The sequence below is a fragment of the Hydrogenophaga sp. BPS33 genome (assembly GCF_009859475.1).
Lineage (GTDB): Bacteria > Pseudomonadota > Gammaproteobacteria > Burkholderiales > Burkholderiaceae_C > Hydrogenophaga.
Genome location: NZ_CP044549.1, coordinates 1,951,781 through 1,966,782 on the forward strand (window position 1 = coordinate 1,951,781; position 15,002 = coordinate 1,966,782).

Annotated in this window: 12 protein-coding genes; 8 read left to right on the forward strand and 4 right to left on the reverse strand. The window is 66.5% G+C overall.

Annotated elements, in window-relative coordinates; genetic code table 11:
* Positions 1 to 115: 115 nt before the first annotated feature.
* The 5 genes from urtB to F9K07_RS09210 all read left to right on the forward strand — a co-directional run bounded on the left by urtB (position 116) and on the right by F9K07_RS09210 (position 5,436).
* A complete protein-coding gene (urtB, locus tag F9K07_RS09190) occupies positions 116 to 1,711 on the forward strand; it encodes an urea ABC transporter permease subunit UrtB (RefSeq protein WP_159591797.1) in 1,596 nt (531 codons plus the stop codon).
* Positions 1,712 to 1,806: 95 nt separating this feature from the next.
* The gene (gene urtC, locus F9K07_RS09195; RefSeq protein WP_159591800.1) at positions 1,807 to 2,919 is read left to right on the forward strand and encodes an urea ABC transporter permease subunit UrtC; all 1,113 of its coding nucleotides are present in this window, start codon (positions 1,807 to 1,809) and stop codon (positions 2,917 to 2,919) included.
* On the forward strand, positions 2,916 to 3,791 hold the full coding sequence (gene urtD, locus F9K07_RS09200) for an urea ABC transporter ATP-binding protein UrtD (protein ID WP_159591803.1): 876 nt from the start codon (positions 2,916 to 2,918) through the stop codon (positions 3,789 to 3,791). The genes urtC and urtD overlap by 4 nt, the downstream gene beginning before the upstream one ends.
* 621 nt (positions 3,792 to 4,412) lie before the next feature.
* A complete protein-coding gene (gene urtE, locus F9K07_RS09205; protein WP_159596876.1) occupies positions 4,413 to 5,105 on the forward strand; it encodes an urea ABC transporter ATP-binding subunit UrtE in 693 nt (230 codons plus the stop codon).
* Between the two features lie 130 nt (positions 5,106 to 5,235).
* Positions 5,236 to 5,436, forward strand: coding sequence for a hypothetical protein (locus F9K07_RS09210; RefSeq protein WP_159591806.1), 201 nt, complete (start codon positions 5,236 to 5,238; stop codon positions 5,434 to 5,436).
* A 33-nt stretch (positions 5,437 to 5,469) separates the two neighbouring features.
* Here the strand turns inward: F9K07_RS09210 and F9K07_RS09215 are convergent, their stop codons facing one another.
* The 3 genes from F9K07_RS09215 to F9K07_RS09225 are packed head-to-tail and all read right to left on the reverse strand — an operon-like array spanning position 5,470 to position 10,307.
* The gene (locus F9K07_RS09215; RefSeq protein WP_159591809.1) at positions 5,470 to 6,465 is read right to left on the reverse strand and encodes a Bug family tripartite tricarboxylate transporter substrate binding protein; all 996 of its coding nucleotides are present in this window, start codon (positions 6,463 to 6,465) and stop codon (positions 5,470 to 5,472) included.
* A gap of 48 nt (positions 6,466 to 6,513) precedes the next feature.
* Positions 6,514 to 8,133 carry an indolepyruvate oxidoreductase subunit beta family protein gene (locus F9K07_RS09220; protein WP_236581861.1) on the reverse strand — a complete coding sequence of 540 codons (1,620 nt, stop codon included), beginning with the start codon at positions 8,131 to 8,133 and terminating at the stop codon, positions 6,514 to 6,516.
* An 8-nt stretch (positions 8,134 to 8,141) separates the two neighbouring features.
* On the reverse strand, positions 8,142 to 10,307 hold the full coding sequence (locus F9K07_RS09225; protein WP_159591812.1) for a thiamine pyrophosphate-dependent enzyme: 2,166 nt from the start codon (positions 10,305 to 10,307) through the stop codon (positions 8,142 to 8,144).
* A 110-nt stretch (positions 10,308 to 10,417) separates the two neighbouring features.
* On the opposite strand from F9K07_RS09225, the gene F9K07_RS09230 reads away from it, so the two are divergent.
* Positions 10,418 to 11,323, forward strand: a complete 906-nt coding sequence (locus F9K07_RS09230) for a LysR family transcriptional regulator (protein WP_201451541.1) — start codon at positions 10,418 to 10,420, stop codon at positions 11,321 to 11,323.
* A gap of 1 nt (position 11,324) precedes the next feature.
* Here F9K07_RS09230 and F9K07_RS09235 read toward each other — a convergent pair whose 3' ends face one another.
* Positions 11,325 to 12,998, reverse strand: coding sequence for a response regulator (locus F9K07_RS09235; RefSeq protein WP_159591816.1), 1,674 nt, complete (start codon positions 12,996 to 12,998; stop codon positions 11,325 to 11,327).
* A gap of 250 nt (positions 12,999 to 13,248) precedes the next feature.
* Between F9K07_RS09235 and F9K07_RS09240 the strand changes: the two genes are divergently transcribed.
* Entirely contained in the window at positions 13,249 to 14,046 is a 798-nt protein-coding gene (locus F9K07_RS09240) for an HpcH/HpaI aldolase family protein (RefSeq protein ID WP_159591819.1), read from the forward strand.
* Entirely contained in the window at positions 14,043 to 15,002 is a 960-nt protein-coding gene (locus F9K07_RS09245) for an SMP-30/gluconolactonase/LRE family protein (protein WP_159591822.1), read from the forward strand. The genes F9K07_RS09240 and F9K07_RS09245 overlap by 4 nt, the downstream gene beginning before the upstream one ends.

Here is a 15,002-nt window from a genome sequence, read left to right on the forward strand (position 1 = left end):
CGGAGACCGTGCCTTCGCTCCCTCGCCCCTCTGGGGAGAGGGCTGGGGTGAGGGGCACGCGTTAGGTGGTCTCACTTCAAGCGCCGCACCATCTTGTTGGTCGTTAGGAAATCTCATGAAGACTCATTGGCTCCGACTGTTGGGGCTGGGGTTCGCGCTGTGGTTGTCGCTCGGTGCCGCCCACGCACTCACCGCTGCCGATGCGCTCGCATTGGTCGACGGCGACACCGATGCGCGCATCGACATGCTCAACCGCCTCGCCGCCGAACCCGATGACAAGGCGGCCGCGCTCATCAAGGCCATGTCTGACGAGGCCGTGCGCCTGCAAGGCGAGCGCGTGCTGATCGTCGAGGGCGATGGCGCCCTTGATGCCGTGACCGGCGAGAAGCTCGCCACGCTGCCCGAAGACGCCGGCGACATCATGGTCAACAACCGCCTGCGCGGCGCCATGGAAAACGCGCTGGCCGGCATGGAATTGCTCGGCGCGCCGCCCGAACGCCAGCGCGAAGCGGCGCGCACGCTGCAACGCACCGCCTTCGAAGAACCCGACACCAGCCAGCTCGCGCTGATCGACAAGGCGCTCGCCGGCGAGCTCGATGCGCGCGCGCGGCAGAGCCTGGAACTGGCCCGCGCGGCCGTGCTGCTGGCCAGCGAGGACGCGGCACAGCGCCTGGCCGCGGCCGAGAAACTGGGCGAGGCCAAGGACCCCGTCGTGCGCCCGCTGCTCACGGCACAGATGGACAAGGAAGGAGACGACAAGGTCAAGACCGCCCTCAAGGCATCGCTCTCGGATCTGGACACGCGCCTGGCCATCGGCAGCGCGCTGGGCCAGGCCTTCACCGGCATCAGCCTGGGCAGCATCCTGCTGCTGGCCGCGCTGGGCCTGGCGATCACGTACGGCCTCATGGGTGTGATCAACATGGCGCACGGCGAGCTGATCATGATCGGCGCGTACGCCACCTGGCTGGTGCAGAGCTTCTTTCGCCAGGCGCTGCCCGAAGTTTTCGACTGGTACCTGCTCGTGGCCATGCCGGTGGCATTTCTCGCTTCGGGCCTGGTGGGCGCGGCCATGGAGCGCACGGTCATCCGCCATCTCTATGGCCGCCCGCTCGAAACCCTGCTGGCCACCTGGGGCATCAGCCTGGTGTTGATGCAGGCGGTGCGCAGCCTCTTCGGCGCGCAGAACGTGGGCGTGGAAAACCCGTCGTGGATGAGCGGCGGCATCACCTTGATGGGCAACCTCAACCTGCCCTGGAACCGCATCATCATCATCGGCTTCGCACTCGCGGTGCTGGTGGGCGTGACGCTCATGATCGGCAAGACGCGCCTGGGTCTTTTCGTGCGTGGCGTGACGCAGAACCGGCCCATCGCCTCCTGCATGGGCGTGAACACCGCGCGCATCGACACCTATGCCTTCGCGCTGGGCTCGGGCATCGCCGGCCTGGCGGGCTGCGCGCTGAGCCAGATCGGCAATGTCGGCCCCGACCTCGGGCAGAACTACATCGTCGATTCGTTCATGGTGGTGGTGCTCGGCGGCGTGGGCCAGATCGCCGGCACGGTCTATGCGGCGCTGGGGCTGGGCATGTTGAACAAGTTCATCGAGGGCTGGGCGGGTGCCGTGCTGGCGAAGATTGCCGTCCTCGTTTTCATCATCGTGTTCATTCAGAAAAGACCTCAAGGCATTTTTGCCATGAAGGGACGTGAAGCGTGAGTGCCAAACCCACCACCGTTCGCCCTGAGCCTGTCGAAGGGCTCACCAACAACACCGGGGCGGGGGCTTCGACAGGCTCAGCCCGAACGGGTGGGGTGCTTGCTCTGCCTTCGCACGGCCCGCTGCTCACCCGCGCCGGCTGGAGCGCCTTCGTCGTCGCGCTGCTGGTGGTGTGCGCCGTCGCGCCGCTGCTCAACCTGTTCGTGCCGCCCGACAGCGCGTTCCATTTGAGCGACTACATGGTCGGCCTGCTCGGCAAGATCATGTGCTACGCCATCTGTGCATTGGCCATGGACCTGATCTGGGGTTACACCGGCATCCTGAGCCTGGGCCACGGCCTGTTCTTCGCGCTCGGGGGGTACGTGATGGGCATGTACCTCATGCGCCAGATCGGCACCGATGGCAACTACAAGAGCGAGCTGCCCGACTTCATGGTGTTCCTCGACTGGAAGGAACTGCCCTGGCACTGGGCGCTGTCCGACAGCTTCATCGCCACGCTGCTGCTCATCGTGCTGGTGCCGGGGTTGGTCGCCTTCGTGTTCGGCTACTTCGCGTTCCGCTCGCGCATCAAGGGCGTGTACTTCTCCATCATCACGCAAGCGCTCACCTTCGCGGCGCTGCTGCTGTTCTTCCGCAACGAAACCGGCTTCGGCGGCAACAACGGCTTTACCGACTTCAAGCGCATCCTCGATCTCCCGATCGCCACGCAGGGCATGCGCATGACGCTGTTCGTGCTCACCGGTTTCACGCTGCTGGGCTTCTACCTGTTCGCGCGCTGGCTGGTGAAGAGCAAGTTCGGCCGCGTGCTGCAGGCGGTGCGCGATGCCGAAAGCCGTGTGATGTTCTGCGGTTACAACCCGCTTCCCTACAAGCTCACCATCTGGACCCTCTCGGCGGTGATGTGTGGCGTGGCCGGCGCGTTGTACGTGCCGCAAGTGGGCATCATCAACCCGGGCGAGATGAGCACGGCCAACAGCATCGAGATCGCCATCTGGGCGGCGGTGGGTGGACGCGCCACGCTCATCGGACCGATCGTGGGGGCCTTCATCGTCAACGGTGCGAAGAGCTGGCTCACCGTGACCTTTCCCGAATACTGGCTGTACGTGCTGGGGGCTTTGTTCATCGTCGTCACGCTCTACATGCCGCAGGGTGTGGTGGGACTGGTGAAGAAGCTGCTGCACCCCGCGAAGAAAGGGAGCGAGGCATGACGCCCGACCTGATGGATGAAGGCGCACAGCGCATCGCGCGCGGCGCCGAACGCGTGGCCAGTGGCGCCACCGAGTCCGGTGGCCGCGTGGCCGGTTTCTCGCGGCCGGTGACGCCGGGCGAAGTGGACACCACGCACGGCCGCATCCTGTACCTGGAAGACGTGCACGTGAGCTTCGACGGCTTCAAGGCCATCAATGGCCTGAGCCTGGACATCGCGCCCGGCGAGCTGCGCTGCATCATCGGCCCCAACGGCGCGGGCAAGACCACGATGATGGACATCATCACCGGCAAGACCCGGCCCGACGCCGGGCAGGTGTTCTTCGGCAGCACCATCGACCTGCTGCGTTACCGCGAGGCGGAGATCGCGGCCATGGGCATCGGGCGCAAGTTCCAGAAGCCCACGGTGTTCGAACACCTGAGCGTGTTCGAGAACCTGGAGCTGGCGCTCGCCACCGACAAGCGCGTGCGCCGCTCCATGGTGTTTGCGCTCACCGGGGAAGACAAGGACCGCCTTGCCGAGGTGCTGCAGACCATCCACCTCGCGGACAGCGCGGCGCGCCGGGCCGGTGACCTGAGCCACGGGCAGAAGCAGTGGCTGGAGATCGGCATGCTGCTGATGCAGGACCCCAAGCTGCTCTTGCTCGACGAGCCGGTGGCGGGCATGACGGACGACGAAACGGAACGCACTGCGCAATTGTTTTTGTCGCTCAAAGGCAAACACTCCCTGTTGGTGGTGGAGCACGACATGGGCTTCATCCGCACGATTTCGGAGAAGGTCACGGTGCTGTGCGATGGGTCTGTTTTGGCCGAGGGGACGTTGGACCAGGTGCAGGCGGATGAGCGGGTGATCGAGGTGTATCTTGGTCGCTGAGTTTTCTTTGTCGTGTTGTTGTTTCTTTCGTGGCGAGCCGGGTCTCGGCCCGGCGGCCGACTCACTTTCTTTTGCTTCGCCAAAAGAAAGTAAGCAAAGAAAAGGCGAGCCGAAGACCGGGGCCCTGCGGGCTTCCTTGCGCTGCTCGGTGTGCGGGGAGAAGTTCGCAAACTCGCTTCGCTCAAACACGCGAACTTCTTTTTCCCCGCACCCCTGCGCTGCTCAGCCCGGCCCCACGGCAGAAGACGGGATCGGGCTTCCCCTCTTGCCGGCGCGCGTGTCCCTTACCCAAGCTCTCTCCATCAAAGGAAGGAGAAAGGCACAGTCGTTGGCGCGAGGGGGCGTCCGATCCCGTATCCGTTTTGTGCCGTGGGGCCGGGCTGAGCAGCGCAGGGGTCCGGGGATCAGAAGTTCGCCGCGTTTGAGCTCGCGCAGCGGGCGAGTTTGGCGAACTTCCCCCGGGCACCGAGCAGCGCAAGGAAGCCCGCAGGGCCCCGGTCTTCGGCTCGCCTTTCTTTTGGGTACTTTTCTTTGGCGAAGCAAAGAAAAGTGCCTCGGCCGCCGGGCCGAGACCCGGCTAGCCACGAAAGAAAAAAAAGTTTGAGGAAGAAAACCATGAGCCTGCTCGAAGTCAAGAACGTCAACCAGTACTACGGCGGCAGCCACATCCTGCGCAACGTCAACCTGCAAGCCGAACTCGGCAAGGTGACCGTGGTGCTGGGAAGAAACGGCGTGGGCAAGACCACGTTGCTCAAGTCCCTCATGGGCCTGGTCCCCATCAAGAGCGGCAGCATCGAACTCGAAGGCAAGCCGATCCACAAGGCCACACCTTACGAGCGCGCAAGAATGGGCATTGGCTTCGTGCCTCAGGGAAGAGAAATCTTCGCCCGCCTCACCGTGCAGGAAAACCTGCAGATGGGCCTGGCGACGAAGAAGGGCGGCACGGCCGTGCCCGAGGAGCTGTATGAACTCTTCCCCGTGCTCAAGCAGATGCTCAACCGCCGCGGCGGCGATCTCTCGGGCGGGCAGCAGCAACAGCTCGCCATCGCCCGCGCACTCGCCGCCGGCCCCAAGCTGCTCATCCTCGACGAACCCACCGAGGGCATCCAGCCGAACATCATCAAGGACATCGGAAGGGTTATCCGCATGCTCGCCGACAGGGGTACGATGGCCATCGTGCTGGTGGAGCAGTACTACGATTTCGCCGAAGCGCTGGCCGACCACTATGTGGTCATGGAACGCGGTGAGGTGATCGCCCACGGCCCCGGCAGCGAGATGCAGGTCAACGGCGTGCGCCAGCTCGTCTCGATCTGAGCCACAGACCGGCTTGACGGAAAAAATTGCCGAAAATGCGGTCCATCACGGCCCGTGCCCGTGGTCTCCCGTGGGCAACAGCGGGAATGCGCCTTGCCCTCAAAGCGAATCCACTTCAAGGAGGTTCGCCATGCCACACACCCAGCCAGCACCCGACGACGCGCTTGCTGAGCATCCGCTGGAGTATTCCGATCCCGAGTTGCGTGTCTACACCGACGAGGAAGCCGAAGATATCTTCGACTCCGTTGTCCACTACATGCCACTCATGCTGCCGCTGATGGGCGCGTTGCAGATCTTCATGCTCGCGCTGATCGCGGTGTGGATGGCCTGACGCCCGCAGAACGGAAGGAAGCCTCGGTCCTGCTCAGTCGGCGGTGATCTTGCGGTCGCGGATGATCGCGCCAAAGCGCTGCGAATCGTCCATGCCGCGCTTGCCGAACTCGGCGGGCGAGAGCGGGAGTGCCTCACCCCCCAGCGCGGTGATGCGCTCCTTCACGCTCGCGGTCGCGAGGATCTTGTTGATCTCGGTGTTGAGCCGCGCGATCACCGCGGGTGGCGTGGCGGCGGGCGCGTAGAAGCCGAACACGGAGTCGGCATCGAAGCCCTTCAAGCCCGCTTCGTCCAACGTCGGCACGTCGGGGAACAGCGGCGAGCGCTTGAGGCTGCCGACCGCCAGCAGCTTGGTGCGCCCGGCCTTGGCGTGCGCCAGGCCGATGCCGGGGTCGAAGTAGTAGTCGATCTGGCCGCCCATGAGGTCGGCCAGCGCAGGCGCTGCGCCACGGTAGGGCACGTGCACGGTGAACATGCCGGTCTGCGCCTTGAGCATTTCACCGGCCAGGTGCGGCGAGCTGCCGCTGCCGGCCGAGCCGTAGGTGAGTTTGCCAGGGTGGGCCTTGGCGTAGGCCACCAGTTCCTGCACGTTTTTCGCCTCCAGCGTGGGCCGCGCCATGAGGTACACCAGCACACGCGCGGCCGAGGCCACGGGCGTGAGGTCTTTCACCGGGTCGAAGCTCATGCGCGAGAGGTGCGGGTTCACCGAGACCATGCCACCCGAACTCAGCAGCAGCGTGTAGCCATCGGCCGGCGACTTGGCCACCGCGTCGCCCGCGATGTTGCCGTTGGCACCGGCGCGGTTTTCCACCACCACGGGTTGGCCCAGCGCGGTGGCCAGCGGTGTGGAGACCAGGCGCGCGATCTGGTCGGCCGCGCCACCGGGCGGGAAGCCGACGACGACCTTGAGCGGCTTGTCCGGGTAGGTCTGGGCCAGCGCGGCGCCGGTGCCACCCAGCGCGAGCAGGGCGGCCACGGCGGCGGTGCGCCAGCGGCGCGGTGCGGTGTGGGTGGTCATGGTGTGGTGCATACGGGTCTCCTTTGTTGTGCGTGAACGAAACAGGTCGGGCGTTGGGTGTCAGGATGGCGTGGCCGCCTTGGCCTTGAGCCGGGGGTTGTGCTGCCAGCGGATCGGCTGCGCTTTCACCGGCCGCGCGGGCGCGCCGTGTTGCTGCAAGGTCTGGTCGAGCGCCTTGCCGGCTTCGTCGCTCAGCGCGTTCTTGCGAGCGGCCGCCACGGCTGCGCAACGCTGTGTTGCGCTGCCGGGGTCGGCTAGAGCAGGCAAGGCGAGGTGGTCGATGATGTGCAGCAGGTTGTCCTTGCCACGCTCATTGGTCGTCCCATAGCCCTTGATGAGTCGGCCGCACAGCGCCACCTCATGGCCCAGCGGCCCATGCGCTTCGCTCAGGCGCACCACGGCGTCGACCCAGCGGTCGATCAGCGCCTGCTCGGTGTGAAAGCGGCTGCCCATCGGCCGCAGTCGCTTGCAGGCGGCCAGCGTGCGCAGCGCCAGCATGCCCAGCACCGAGTGCGTGCCGATCTTCAGCGGCAACGCCCACGGGGCCTGGCCTTGCGCCACGCGCCGACGATCCCAGGCCAGCACGCGCTGTGCGAGCGACTCGGGCAGCATGGCGGCGAACTCGGGCGCGCCGGGCTTGAAGTGGTCGAACACGCGCAGCAGGTCATCGCCCCCGGCCTTCACCTCATCGCGCACGCGCGCCTGGCGGCTGGCGCGGCTCTTGAGGTCGGCCACCAGCACGATGTCGTCGAACGCCATCCACAGCGCGACCCAGCGCGCCATCTCGCGCGTGGTGCGGTAGCCGTGCAGGTGCTGCGGATCGCCGGCCTGCTCGGCCGCCAGCACACGGCGCAGCCGCTGCACATAGCGCTCGCCGTAGGCCGCGTTCTGGTAGTCGCGGACACGCGCATGGCCCAACGCCATGAGGTCGTGCACCTCCAGGGGAAACTCGCGCCGCAGCGCTTCGGGCAGCACGGCTTGCTGCGCCGGGGCTTCGCTCTCGTGCGCCAGCACCTGGTCGATGTAGGCGGACTGCGTGCGCTGAGCATTCACCGCGTCGAACGCCAGCGCGAAACCGCGCAGGCTCGCCTTGGCGCTGCCGCCGCTCTCGCCGATCACCGTTTCGTACTCACGCCGGCAGAACGGCAGCAGGCCGCTGCCCGCGATCGCGCCCAGCATCACCGCGCTCACCACCGTGCCCGCCTGTTGCGTGAGCGCGGCCATGTCGAGCACATGGCGCGAGCGGCTGTGCGTGTTCACGAGTTGGAGCAATTCGGCGTTGTCGCGCCGGCCATCGCCCATCACCATCTTCTCGCCAGTGGTCAGCGACCGTGCGGACGAGGTGATCACCAGCGTGTGGTCGTTCGACGCCAGGCCATTGGTGATCTGCCGCCCGGTCTCCAGCAGCTCGGACGACACCAGCGCATCCAGCCGGCCCGGCAACGGGTTCAGGCCGAACACCGGCCGGCGCCCGCCCAGGTCGGACAGGGGCACAGGAAACACTTCGAGGTAGTAGGTGGTGGCGCCGGTGCGCTGGGCCACGCCAGGAATGGACGTGGCTTGCGCCGCGTAGCCGGCGTGGCGTGCGGTTTCCACCAGCCAGTCGGTGAGGATGCCGCCGCCTTCGCCGCCCAGGGCGCAGAGCAGCAGGGAAATGGGTTGGGTGGTGACTTGCATCATGGCTCGCTTCAGGCCGGTTGCAGCAGGCGCACGAAGCTCGAGCGCAGCGCATGGATCAGGCGCTCGTGCCAGCGCGGGTTCTGCACCACCTCGGCGCGGTAGAACGAAGGGCACAGCGTGGCCGCGTGCGCATTCGCGCCGCACAGGCCGCAGCCCACGCAGCCGTCGATGACGGTGGCCACCGGGTCGACCTTGAGCGGGTCCGGGTTGTCCTTGAGCGTGAGCGTGGGGCAGCCCGAGAGGCGGATGCAGGCGTGGTCGCCGTTGCACACGTCTTCGTCCACGCCGTACTTCACGCGCACCACGCGCTCGCCTTGCTTGAGCAGGCTGGCGATCCAGGGCTTGATGCGGCGCTGGCGTTCCAGCTGGCACTCGCCCTCGGCCACGATCACCTTCAGGCCCTGGAACTCGGTGGTGAAGGCTTCGGTGAGCGTGGCGCGCACGGTGTCGACTTCGTAGGTGTGCACGGTGCGCAGCCATTGCACGCCCAAGCCCTTGAGCGTGGTCTCGATGGTCTGGTTGGTGTGCGCCAGGCTCTGCGCCTTGTTCGAGGCCGCGTCTTTCGCCTCGTCGCCGGGGGTGGAGATGATGTCTTGTGTGCCGGTGGCCGAGGTGTAGCCGTTCTTGAAGATCAGCAGCACCGCGTCGTCGCCGTTGAACAGCGCGCTCTGCACACCGGTGAGCAGGCCGTTGTGCCAGAAGCCACCATCGCCCATCACCGAGAGCACGCGCCGCTTCATCACCGGCGACACGCCCGCGCGGCTGGCCAGGCTCATGCCGTAACCCAGGATGGAGTGGCCGAACGAGAACGGCTCGAAGGTGGCCAGCGCGTGGCAGCCGATGTCGCCGGCGATGTGCACCGGCCCCACGTCCTGCTGCGCGAGCTTGAGCGCGGAGAACACCGGGCGCTCCGGGCAGCCCACACACATGCCTGGCGGGCGCGCGGGCAGCGGTGCCTGCAGGTGCTGCGCCGCCTCGGTGCGGCGGGTCTGGTTGCGCTGCAGCCAGGCGCGCGCGGTGTCGGCCACGGCCTTTGTGTCGGCGTCCTGCAGGTAGCGCTCGATGAACTTCGCCAGGCCATTGGCCATGACCTCGGCGGTGTACTCACCGGCGTTGGGCAGCATGTCCTTGCCGTGCAGCGGGGTCTGGATGTCGGCGCGGCGCAGCAGGGTCGCGAGTTCCTGTTCGATGTACTCGGGCTGGCCTTCTTCCAGCAGCAGCACGCCGCGCTTGCCCACGCAGAAGTCGGTGAGCTGTTGCGGCACCAGCGGGCTGGTGACGTTGAGCACCAGCAGGGGAATGGCGGTCTGGCCGAAGGCATCGGCCAGGCCGAACTGCTGCAGCGCGCGGATCAGCGTGTTGTACAGGCCACCCTGCACGATCAGGCCGAGGTCGGCGTGCTTTCCGTCGAAATGTTCGTTCAGCCCGTTCTCCACGATGTAGCGCCGCGCGGCGGGAATGCGCTCGTCGCTCTTGAGTTTTTCATGGCGGAAGGTCACGGGCGGGTGCGCCAGGCGGTTGTAGTCGAAGCTGGCGGGCTCCTCGATCAGGTTGTGGCGCGAGAGCGCCGGCTTCACGTTGTCCTTCGCCGTGAAACTGCCGCGCACGTGGCAGGCGCGGATGCGCAGCTCCATCAGCGCCGGCATGTTCGACGCCTCCGAGAGGCGGAAGCCTTGCTCCACCAGGTGCACCATGCGCTCCAGATCGGGCCGGGGGTCCAGCAGCACCATGCTCGACTTCAGCGCGTACGCGTGCGTGCGCTCCTGGATCACGCTCGCGCCTTCGCCGTAGTCTTCGCCCACCACCACCAGCACGCCGCCGGTCACGCCGGGCGAGGAGAGGTTGGACAAGGCATCGGCCGCCACGTTGGTGCCCACGATGGACTTCCAGGTGACCGCGCCGCGCAGCGGGTAGTGGATGGACGCGCCCAGCATGGCCGCGGCCGAAGCCTCGTTGGAACAGGCTTCCACGTGCACGCCGAGTTCGTCCATGTACGGCTTGGCCTGCACCATCACGTCCAGCAGGTGCGAGACCGGCGCGCCCTGGTAGCCGCCCACGTAGGACACGCCCGATTGCAGCAAGGCCTTGGTGATGGCGAGGATGCCCTCGCCGTGAAACGTCTGCCCGTCGCCGAGCCGCAAAGATTCGATCTCCTTGCCGAATGAAACTTCCAAGGCCTGTCTCCTGCGCGCCGGGTTCGTGGGGGATGGTGGCGGCTGTCGGGAGTATGGGCACTTCGGGCCCGTCCATCAATAAAATAAGATCACTAAGCGATATTAGATTCATGCATATCAAAGACATCGATCTGAACCTGCTGCGCCTCTTCAACGCGGTGTACACGGCTGGCAGCGTGAGCCGCGCGGCCGAGCAACTGGGCCTGACCCAGCCCGCCGTGAGCCACGGGCTCACGCGCCTGCGCCTGCTCATCAAAGACCCGCTTTTCGTGCGCTCGCCCGGCGGTGTGAAGCCCAGCCCCAAGGCCGTGGCGCTGGCCGACGCGGTGCAGCACGCGCTGGACACGATCTCGCAGGCGCTCAACGAATCGCGCGGCTTCGAGCCCGGCAGTTCGCGCCGGCTGTTCCGGTTGCACATGAGCGACATCGGCGAAGGCCGCTTCCTGCCCGAGCTCATGGCCCACCTGCACAAGCTCGCGCCCGGCGTGCGCGTGGCCAGCCGCCCGGTGGCGCACAAGGCCCTGGCCGACGCGCTGGACAGCGGCGTGATCGACTTCGCCTTCGGCTTTCTTCCTCAAGTGAAAGACACGCAGCGCGCCGAACTGCTGAGCGACCGCTACGTGGTGCTGATGCGCGCCGGCCATCCCATGCACGAAAGCCTGCGGCGCCTGCGCGGTGTGGCACTGCTGCGCGCCCTGCACCAGCTCGATTTCGTGGCCGTGCGCAGCCACGCCGACACCTTGCGCATCCTTGCGCAAAGCGGCCTGCAAGACCGCCTGCGCCTGACCACCGAGCACTTCATGGTGCTGCCCTCCATCGTCAGCGCGACCGACTTGTGCGTGGTGATGCCCGGCAACATCGCGCGCGGCTTCGTCGTGGACGGCGGCTGCGTGACCGTGCAGCCGCCGTTCGCCGACCGCGACTTCACCGTGTCCCTGCACTGGAGCCATCGCTTCGAGAGCGACCCGGACAACCGGTGGTTTCGCGAACAGGTGCTGCACCTGTTCCGCGAATGACTCATGCAGCGGCGAGCAGGCCTTCCGTCTTGGCCGGCTTGTACCCGCCCGAGAGCGAGACCCCACCCGGCGGCGTTTGCGCGCCGCTGGTGTGTTCGCCCAGGCGCGTCGCCGCCATGGTGGTGTGGTACAGATCGCGCAGAGCCTCCACGCGTTGATTCAACTCAGGGAAGCTGCTCATACGTTCGCTGTAGCGCTGCAACACCTGGCGCGCCGATTCGATCAGCTTCGCATTGCGCGTCTGCTCGCCCGAGGCCAGCAGCTGCTCCACCGTGGTTTGCGGGTCGCCCTTGAGGCTGTGCGTCATGGCCTCTTGCGTGAGGTGCAGCACCTGGTTGTGCCCCGCACGGATGCGCTCGGCGTGACTGTTGCCGGCCGCGCAGGCCAGCAACTCCGTCATGGCGCGGCTGGTGCAAAAACGCAGCGCCATCGTGTCGATCGCGCCGTTGGCATCCGGCAGCGGCGCGGAGCGCGCGGCCAGCCGGCCCATGAGCGCGAGCAGGTTGCAAGCCGACTCCACGTCGAAATCGGGTGTGAGCACGTTGTCGGCCAGGCGGCGCGCTTCATCGAGCGCGCGCGTGGTGTTCTGCTGCTGCAGCGCGAGCAGGCTCTCGGCCATGGCGAGCAGGCGGTGCGGCCGGGCCGGGTTGTGGCTGCGGTCGCGCAGGCGCGTGAGCTGGTCCACCGTGCGTGCCAGGCCGCGCGAATCGTTGTTGTCCAGCCGCGCGAACGCCAGCAGCACCAGCGCCTGCGCGTCGTACATCTTGGAATCGAGCCCCAGGCGCGTGGCGCGGTCCAGCAACTCCACGCCCTCGCCGCGTTCGCCCGTGTAGTAGGCCAGCATGCCGTGCTTGAGCAGGCGGCTGATGGAAGAGGGCGTGAGCCGCGTGGCCATGGCGTAGGTGTTGAGCGCGTTGTCGAAATTGCCCAGCTCGAACTGCGCGCGCCCCATCACGTCGTACGCGTCGGCATAGGCGTCGTCGTCTCGGATCAGGCTCTCCAGCGTGGTCACGGCCTTGTTGGGATGGCCGCCTTCGAGCTGCGCACGCGCCACGCCCAGGCGCGCCCAGGGCAGGGTCTTGGCGTTGATGACGGCTTCGTACAAGGTCTGCGCCTCGGCATGCCGCTCGCTGCGCAGCAGCAGTTCCGCGCCAATGCGCGCGGCGTACAGCCAATACTGTTTGCGCGACTCGAAACGCGCCTGGCACAGCGCCGCGGCGTGCTCGAACTCCTGCGAGTCGATGGCGGCGAAGATGTCTTGCAGCGCGTGCTTGCGTGCCCGGGCCTGCAAGATGCGCTCGGCCAGGCGCGCGCCGGTGTGGGGTTTGAGCAGGTAGGCGTCCAGCGCCGACTCCGCCGCTTCCGCCACCTTGGCGTAGGTGGCCTCGGCCGTGATCATCACGAACACCGTGTGAAAAGGCAGCAACTGGTTGCGGCGCAGGTCGTCGAGCAAGTCCTGGCCGGAGCCGGACTCGCGCTCGAAGTGCTGCTCGCAGATGACCACGTCGAAACTGCCCATCTCCAGCTTCAAGCGCGCTTCGGACAGGCGCGCGCATTGCACGACCGTGCCCACGCCGAGTTCGCGCAGTTGAGAGACGAGGATGGAGCGGGACTGGAGATTGCCTTCGATCACGAGCGCGTGCGCGTCGTGCAGGGGATGGGGCGCAAGAGGCATGGGAGCAGACGGGGCGGAGCGGAAACGTGGGCGCAGCTAGGGCAATGTCTGGATTGTGCGCAAGAGCAGATGGTGTGATGCGTGGATAAGCAGGGGATTCCGGGATCATTTTCATCCCTCGGCCTGGGTCCATGACGCCGCTTTATGGTTGCATAAAAAATGATCCTTTGCGCCTCGAAAGGTGCGCCCGTACATTGCGCCACGGGTCTGGAAACACCGGACCATCACAGAGACAAACAGGCACAACAACATGCGCAAGCGGCTCAAAGACAGGCTGGACCGGCAACGCCCCGCACTGGGCACGAACGTCTTCTCCAGCGACCCCGCCGTGGTGGAGATACTCGCCCTGTCGGGCTGGGACTTCGCCAAGGTGGACATGGAACACACCACCCTGTCGATAGGCGATGTCGTGAACCACGTTCGCGCGGGCCACGCGATGGGGATTCCCGTGGTGGCGCGCGTGCCATGGAATGACAGGTCAGCGATTTCCCGCCTCATGGACGCAGGTGTTGCGGGTATTCAGCTTCCCCATTTCGCGGAGGATGCCGACGCGAGCATTGAAGCGGCCCTGACGCTGCGCTACCCGCCAGCAGGCGTGCGTCCGACCTGCACCGGAACCCGTGCGGCGCATTACGGAAGGGCAGACTTTGCCGCCTACGCGAACACCGCGGACCGGGACGCTCTGTGCATCGCTCTTGTCGAAGACGTGGAATCGCTGGCCCATCTGGAAGATGCCCTCGACAAGGGCCGGGTGGATGCCGTTCAGGCCGGCCCCGCAGATCTGGCGACTTCCCTGGGCCGACCGGGCGATCTCCAGCACCCGGAAGTGCTCGCCGCGGTCGAGTCGATCATGGCGATCGGGCGCAGGAAGGGCATCGCGACGGGCGTGTATGTGAAGGGCAGTACCGACCTCGCGCGCTGGAGGCGCTTCGAGCCCGAGTTCGTCATTTGCTCGATCGACTATCGGGTTCTGGGCAACGCGTACTCGGCGCTGGCCGCCGAGCTGTTGGATGGCGCCGTTCAAGACGCGCATGGAGAGGCACGATGAAAACCCACCACATTGCGACGACAGACAGTGGCGAGGTTTACGAGTTGGAGACTGTGACGGACCGGCTGGACTTTCCAGAGGGGCCCGTTGCCTGGCGGGATGGTTCCGTCGTGGTTGTGGAGATTGCCGGTCGCAGGCTCACGGAAGTCAGCCCGACAGGTCAGTGCACCACGATCGCCACCTTCACCGGGTCGCCGAACGGCGCTGCGCTGGGCCCCGACGGGGCCATGTACATCTGCAACAACGGGGGATCGCGCTTCCACCGTGAGCCCGGTTCGGTGCGCTCCATGGGCATGTCGGACGACTATTCCGGCGGGCGTATCGAGCGGGTCGACATGGTGACGGGCCAGGTCACCACGCTCTACGACCGCTGCGGGGAACATGCCCTGACCGGCCCGAACGACCTCGTGTTCGACCGGCACGGGGGCTTTTACTTCTCGGACCTGGGCAAGATCGGTCGCCGCACCCGCGGAAGAGGCGGGGTCTACTACGCCAGGGCGGACGGAAGCAGCATCACCGAACTCGTTTTCGGGATGACAAGCCCCAACGGCATGGGCCTGTCCCCGGATGAGAGAACGCTGTACGTCGCAGACACGGAAGGTGGGCGCCTGTGGGCCTGGGACATCGAGAGCCCGGGGCGGCTGATGCAATTGCCCCATCCTTCGCCCAATGGTGGGCGGCTCGTCTACGGAGCGGGCGGATACCAGCGGTTCGACTCGCTGGCACTCGAAGCGAACGGCAAGGTCTGCGTGGCCACTGTGGGCCAGGGATGCGTCACGGTGATCGACCCCCGGGATGGCTTTTCCCAGACCGTCGGCATGCCGGATCGGCACACGACGAATATCTGCTTCGGCGGTCCGGATCTGCAAGATGCCTTCATCACGCAGTCATCGACCGGAATGTTGTTGCGCACGCGCTGGCCGCGGGCGGGTCTGCGGCTGAACTACGCGGTCTAG